Below are 4,441 nucleotides of genomic sequence, written 5' to 3'. Positions count from 1 at the left end.
TTCCAGCTTCGGTCAATGTGATGCCGCGACTGGACCTATCAAACAGTTGCGCACCGATTTCGTCCTCCAGCGAGGCGATTTGATGACTGAGGGCTGGCTGAGCCACATGGAGCTTGCCTGAAGCCTTGAGGAGGCTCCCGGCCTCGCTCGCGCCAATGAAGTACCGGAGTTGTCGCAGTTCCATCGCTATCGGGATTCGGTCTAGCTGGTACTCCGATTATGTATTTCCCAATGCAGCGCTGCATCCAGAGAATTGAAACCAACAAAGCTACTCGCCGTCCTCGCGGCTCCTCTGCTCACGAGGCGAGGGAGCACCTCGGACCCGGACCCGTGGACTGCCTTCGGATTTGTTCTGTTCGGGTTGCTCGGTATGAGCCTGTACACATCGATCAGCGGCCTCCTGAAGCTGAACTATTCCCCGCCGGAGTTCGCGACCTGGGCGTCGGGCTCCGTATGCCATTGCAAATGCGACCTTTGGAGGCACTGCGGAATACGTCGCGCTGTGGCTGAAATCGCGTGGCATCGAGTCGTCCTACTTTTGGTACGTGACGGCTATGAGCGTCGTCATTCTCCTGTGCTCGCTATCCCTGCGCAGGGGCCGGCAACCGACGCATCTCGACCGGGACCATTCCTGATCAGCGACCGTTTTCGCTATCCGGTTTTAATATAGCGGATAGCCGAATTCAGTATTTCCTATATATCCGGCCGAAACCCAAAATCGAGCCACAAGGAGACAAGTTCATGACCATAGACATTGAGCATCTGCGCACATGGATCGACCAGACAATAGTCATCGACGATGTCGTGACCTCCGTGCCGCTTCAAGCCCTGACCGCGACCCTTGACCGAGACGATTCGCCAACGAAGCCGGCCGATACGTTGCCTCCTTGCTGGCATTGGCTTTACTTCCTCCCAATCCATCGTCAATCCGAGATCGGTCCTGACGGCCATCCGAAGCGGGGCGGCTTCCTGCCCCCGGTGCCGCTGCCGCGCAGGATGTGGGCCGGGAGTCAACTTCAATTCCTGGCCCCGCTGCGTGTTGGTCAGTCGATTTCGCGCACCTCCCGCATCGCTGATGTCCGAATAAAGGAGGGACGGACCGGTCCGCTGGTCTTCGTGAACGTGGACCACGAGATCCGGGCGGACGGCGAACTGGCCATCGTAGAGCGGCACGACATCGTGTACCGCGACAACCCGAAGCCGGGCGACCCCACTCCCGCCCCGCAGCTTGCGCCGAACGACGCCCCGTGGACGCGCAACATCGTGCCGGACGACGTCCTGCTGTTCCGCTACTCCGCGCTGACGTTTAACGGGCACCGCATTCACTACGACCGCAAATACGTGACCGAGGTGGAGGGCTACCCCGGCCTGATCGTGCACGGGCCGCTGATCGCCACGTTGCTACTGGACCTGCTGCGACGCAACCTGCCCGACGCGGCGGTCAAGGGCTTTTCGTTCCGAGCCGTCAAGCCGCTGTTCGACATTGCGCCCTTTACTGTTTGTGGCCGCCAGGAGGATGCCGAGACTGTGAGGCTCTGGGCCCGCACGCCGGACGGCCACCTGGCCATGGAAGCCACGGCGAATCTGTACTGAACCCATTCACACCCAAAGGAGACACGAGATGTTCAACGAGACCGACGACCACCAGGAAATCCGAGATGCCGTGCGCGGACTGTGCCGGCAGTTCCCCGACGAGTACTTCCGCAAGATCGACGAGCAGAAGGCCTATCCCGAGCAGTTCGTCGACGCACTCATGGAGGCCGGCTGGCTGGCCGCGATGATTCCCGAGGAATACGGCGGCACAGGCCTCGGATTGACCGCCGCCACAGTGATCATGGAGGAGATCAACCGTTCGGGCGGCAACGCCGGCGCGGTGCACGGCCAGATGTACAACATGGGCACGTTGCTTCGTAACGGCAGCAAGGCTCAGAAGGACAAGTACCTGCCGGGCATTGCAGCCGGCAAGCTGCGCATTCAGTCGATGGCGGTGACCGAGCCCACCACCGGCACCGACACGACCAAGATCAAGACGACCGCCGTCAAGAAGGACGGCCGATACGTCGTCAACGGGCAGAAGGTCTGGATCTCGCGCGTGCAGCACTCCGACTTAATGATCCTGCTGGCCCGCACAACGCCACTGGCCGAGGTGAAGAAGAAGTCCGAGGGCATGTCGATCTTCATCGTCGACCTGAAGCAGGCGATCGGCAACGGCCTAACAGTGCAGCCCATTCCCAACCTGGTCAACCACGAGACCAACGAACTGTTCTTCGAGAATCTGGAGATTCCTGAGGAGAACCTCATCGGCGAGGAGGGTAGGGGCTTCAAGTACATCCTTGATGGCCTCAATGCAGAGCGCACGCTGATCGCCGCCGAATGCATCGGCGACGGCTACTGGTTCATTGAGCGCGCGCGCAAGTACGCCACCGAGCGCATCGTGTTCGATCGGCCCATTGGAAAGAATCAGGGCGTGCAATTCCCCATCGCCGACGCCTTCATCGAGGTCGAAGCCGCCAACCTGATGCGCTTCGAGGCGGCCCGCCGTTTCGATGCGCACCAAGACTGCGGCGCGCAGGCCAACATGGCGAAGTTCCTCGCGGCCAAGGCGAGCTGGGAGGCCGCCAACGTCTGCATGCAGACACACGGGGGCTTCGGCTTCGCCAACGAATATGACATCGAGCGCAAGTTCCGCGAGACGCGGCTGTACCAGGTCGCTCCGATCTCCACCAACCTCATTTACGCCTACGTGGCCGAGCACATCCTCGGCCTTCCGCGGTCGTTCTAATCGATGGAGTCAGCCATGACGCGCCCCCTGGAAGGCGTGACCGTCGTCACGCTCGAACATGCGATTGCCGCACCCTTCTGCACCCGCCAACTGGCCGATCTCGGCGCGCGAGTGATCAAGGTCGAACGACCTGGAACCGGCGACTTTGCCCGGGCCTACGATGAGCGCGTGCAAGGCATGGCCTCGCACTTCGTCTGGACAAACCGCTCGAAGGAGAGTTTGACGCTCGACGTCAAGCACCCCGAAGCGCAGAAGGTTCTCGCCCATCTTCTGGAGGATGCCGATGTGCTGGTGCAGAACCTGGCGCCAGGCGCAGCCGCGCGGTTGGGCCTTTCGTTCGATGCCTTGCATGAGGAGCATCCGAAGCTGATCGTGTGTGACATCTCGGGCTATGGCGACGACGGTCCTTACCGCGACAAGAAGGCCTACGACCTGCTGATCCAAAGCGAGTCTGGCTTCCTGTCGGTAACCGGCTCGGCCGCCGAACCGGCGAAGGCGGGCTGCTCGATCGCTGACATTTCGGCCGGCATGTATGCCTACTCGAGCATCCTTGCCGCGCTGATCCAGCGCGGCAAGACTGGGAAGGGGAGCCGAATCGACGTCTCCATGCTGGAAAGCATGGTCGAGTGGATGAACTATCCGCTCTACTACGCCTTCGAAGGAGCGACACCTCCACCGCGTGCCGGTGCGGCGCACGCGACCATCTATCCCTATGGCCCGTTCCCTGCGGGCGATGGACGTACTGTCATGCTGGGCCTGCAGAACGAGCGCGAGTGGGGCGCATTCTGCCAGTCCGTATTGCAGCGCCCAGAATTGGTGACCGATGAACGGTTTTCTTCCAACTCTAAGCGGGTGGCCAACCGCGACACGCTGCGCGCCCTGGTCGTCGAAGTGTTCGCGGCGCTCACGGCCGAGCAAGTGGTGCAGCGCCTGGACAATGCCCAGATCGCCAATGCGAGCGTGAACGATATGCACGATGTCTGGGCTCATCCGCAGCTCAAGGCACGCGGCCGTTGGACGGAGGTCGCCACCCCCAGTGGACCGATCCCGGCGCTCCTGCCCCCGGGAAAGACCGACGCCTATGCGCCGCGCATGGACGCAGTGCCCGGGCTCGGAGAGAACACTGAAGCGATATTGCGTGAATTGGGTTGGTCGACGGTGACCATCGGGTCGATGCGGCAGCAAGGCGCGATCTGAGCGCGAGTCTTGACAAGAAGGAGACAAGAATCATGTCATCTCTGAGCAAATTCGTTCTGATGTCCGCCAGCGCGCTAGTGGCGAGTACTGCGATGTCGCCCGCTGCGCTGGCGCAGGGGTATCCCACCAAGCCGATCACCTTGGTAGTGCCCTTTGCGGCTGGTGGCCCCACCGATGTCGTCGCTCGTACTCTTGGTGCAGCCATGACCCGAACGCTGGGCCAGACGGTGGTCGTGGAAAACAAGACCGGCGCTGGCGGCACCATTGCCGCGGCCTATACCGCGCGCGCCACGCCCGACGGCTACACCTTCCTGATCCACCACAACGGCATGGCCACCGCGCCGGCGCTGTACCGCAAGCTCAACTACAAGCCGCTGGCTGACTTCGAATACGTGAGCCAGGTCATCGACGTCCCGATGACCCTGGTGGGCCGGAAGGACCTGCCCGCCAAGAACTTTAAAG

5 protein-coding genes are annotated in these 4,441 nt (G+C 61.8%); 4 read left to right on the top strand and 1 reads right to left on the bottom strand.

Features of this window, described 5'->3' with window-relative positions:
• A partial coding sequence (locus AC1DY5_RS43455; protein ID WP_478120609.1) for a LysR family transcriptional regulator occupies window positions 1-184 on the bottom strand: 184 nt, incomplete at its 3' end.
• A gap of 557 nt (window positions 185-741) precedes the next feature.
• Here AC1DY5_RS43455 and AC1DY5_RS43450 point away from each other — a divergent pair.
• The 4 genes from AC1DY5_RS43450 to AC1DY5_RS43435 form a co-directional block, all read left to right on the top strand.
• Window positions 742-1,593, top strand: a complete 852-nt coding sequence (locus AC1DY5_RS43450; protein ID WP_478120608.1) for an HTD2 family dehydratase — start codon at window positions 742-744, stop codon at window positions 1,591-1,593.
• Between the two features lie 28 nt (window positions 1,594-1,621).
• Window positions 1,622-2,782 (top strand): acyl-CoA dehydrogenase family protein, encoded by a 1,161-nt coding sequence (locus AC1DY5_RS43445; RefSeq protein ID WP_478120607.1) that lies wholly within the window; start codon window positions 1,622-1,624, stop codon window positions 2,780-2,782.
• Between the two features lie 15 nt (window positions 2,783-2,797).
• The gene (locus AC1DY5_RS43440) at window positions 2,798-3,979 is read left to right on the top strand and encodes a CaiB/BaiF CoA transferase family protein (protein ID WP_478120606.1); all 1,182 of its coding nucleotides are present in this window, start codon (window positions 2,798-2,800) and stop codon (window positions 3,977-3,979) included.
• Between the two features lie 59 nt (window positions 3,980-4,038).
• Window positions 4,039-4,441, top strand: a 403-nt coding sequence (locus AC1DY5_RS43435; RefSeq protein ID WP_478120610.1) for a Bug family tripartite tricarboxylate transporter substrate binding protein, incomplete at its 3' end; no start/stop codon positions are given.

The sequence above is a fragment of the Variovorax sp. P4_D9 genome (assembly GCF_056401695.1).
This window is presented reverse-complemented; position numbering and strand designations above follow the sequence as displayed.